We start from the raw sequence: 1263 nt of genomic DNA, 5'->3' as shown, positions 1-1263 counted from the left end.
GGACAGCGGCACCACCGACAGGCGCGACTGGCGGACCAGGGCCAGGTCGGCCAGCGCCGGATCGGCCTTGATCGCCGCCAGGGTGACGGGGCGGGGCATCGGCCCGACCGCGCGCACATCGACGCAGATCCAGCCGCCACCCTTGGTCGCGGACTTGGCCGACGCGGACCCGGCCGACGCGGACTCGGGGGACGCGGATTCGCCGGACGTGGGGTCCGGATAGGCTTCGCGGACGATTTCGACCACGCCCACGATCTCCTTGCCGATATTCGAATGATAGAAGAAGGCGCGATCGCCCAGGCGCATGTCCATCATGTTGCGCCTGGCCTGGTAATTGCGCACGCCGGTCCAGGGCTCGACCTTGTTGGCGACCTGCTGGTCCCAGGAAAACGCGTCGGGCTCGGACTTGACCAGCCAATATGCCATCGCGCCTATTCCACCAGCGCGCCGTCGCGGAACACGGCGCGGAAGGCGCGGATCACCACGCTTTCGAACACGTCGGCCTTGGCGTAGGGATCGCTGGCGGCGAAGCCCTCGGCGGCGGCGCGGTCCTCGACATCGACCAGCAGCAGGCTGCCGCAGGGGCGGCCGTCGAGGCCGAGCAGCGGGCCGGCCTGGAGGATGCGCTCCTGATAGGCCTGCAGATAGGCCAGATGCTGCGGCCGGGTGGCCATGCGCGTGTCCAGCGCGCCCGGCTTGTCGGTGCAGATGATCGCGAAAAGCATGGAAGACCCTTTCAGTCCAGTCCCGGCCGGGAAAGCCGGCCGGGACCAAACGCTCGACATTATAAGGCGATCATATAAGGCCGTCCGGTATATGAACAATCTGCCATGATCGGCAGAGCCCGTGCCTTTCGTCGCATGATGGTGTAGGAGCGGGGAGCGAAACGCCCCCACCCCGTCGCAAGACGGACGCAACGACAGGAGCCTTCCGCGGGACGTGGAGGGAACAGGATCGTCTTGAACGCCACGCAGAGCCTGACCGCACGCACGGGCAATTTCTTCCATCGCTATGCCAATCCGGGGCGGTTTCTCCGGCTGGGCGCGCGCCTGCAGCCCTGGCTGACCTGGCCGGCGCTGGCGCTGTCGGCGGCCGGCATCGTCTGGGGGCTGTTCTTCTCGCCCGCCGACTGGCAGCAGGGCGACAGCGTGCGCATCATGTACGTGCATGTGCCGGCGGCGTGGCTGGCCTCGTCGGGCTATATGGCGCTGGCGGTCTGTTCGCTGCTGTCGCTGGTGTGGCGCCACCCGCTGGCGGACCTGG

Annotated in this window: 3 protein-coding genes; 1 reads left to right on the top strand and 2 read right to left on the bottom strand. The window is 67.9% G+C overall.

Annotated elements, in window-relative coordinates; all coding sequences use genetic code 11:
* Both HUK84_RS18925 and HUK84_RS18920 read right to left on the bottom strand, forming a co-directional pair.
* A partial coding sequence (locus HUK84_RS18925) for an EVE domain-containing protein (RefSeq protein ID WP_176641601.1) occupies window positions 1–426 on the bottom strand: 426 nt, incomplete at its 3' end.
* Between the two features lie 5 nt (window positions 427–431).
* The gene (locus tag HUK84_RS18920; RefSeq protein ID WP_176641600.1) at window positions 432–725 is read right to left on the bottom strand and encodes a YciI family protein; all 294 of its coding nucleotides are present in this window, start codon (window positions 723–725) and stop codon (window positions 432–434) included.
* A 234-nt stretch (window positions 726–959) separates the two neighbouring features.
* Here HUK84_RS18920 and HUK84_RS18915 point away from each other — a divergent pair.
* On the top strand, window positions 960–1263 hold a 304-nt coding region (locus HUK84_RS18915; protein WP_246285778.1), incomplete at its 3' end, for a cytochrome c biogenesis protein.

This window comes from Nguyenibacter vanlangensis, assembly GCF_013376155.1.
GTDB lineage: Bacteria > Pseudomonadota > Alphaproteobacteria > Acetobacterales > Acetobacteraceae > Gluconacetobacter > Gluconacetobacter vanlangensis.
The sequence above is the reverse complement of the archived record's forward strand: the minus strand, read 5'-3'. Positions and strand labels throughout refer to the sequence as shown.

Coding starts and splice junctions, on each gene's coding strand:
- HUK84_RS18920 (WP_176641600.1), bottom strand. CDS start 725: ATGCTTTTCGCGATCATCTGCACCGACAAGCCGGGCGCGCTGGACACG.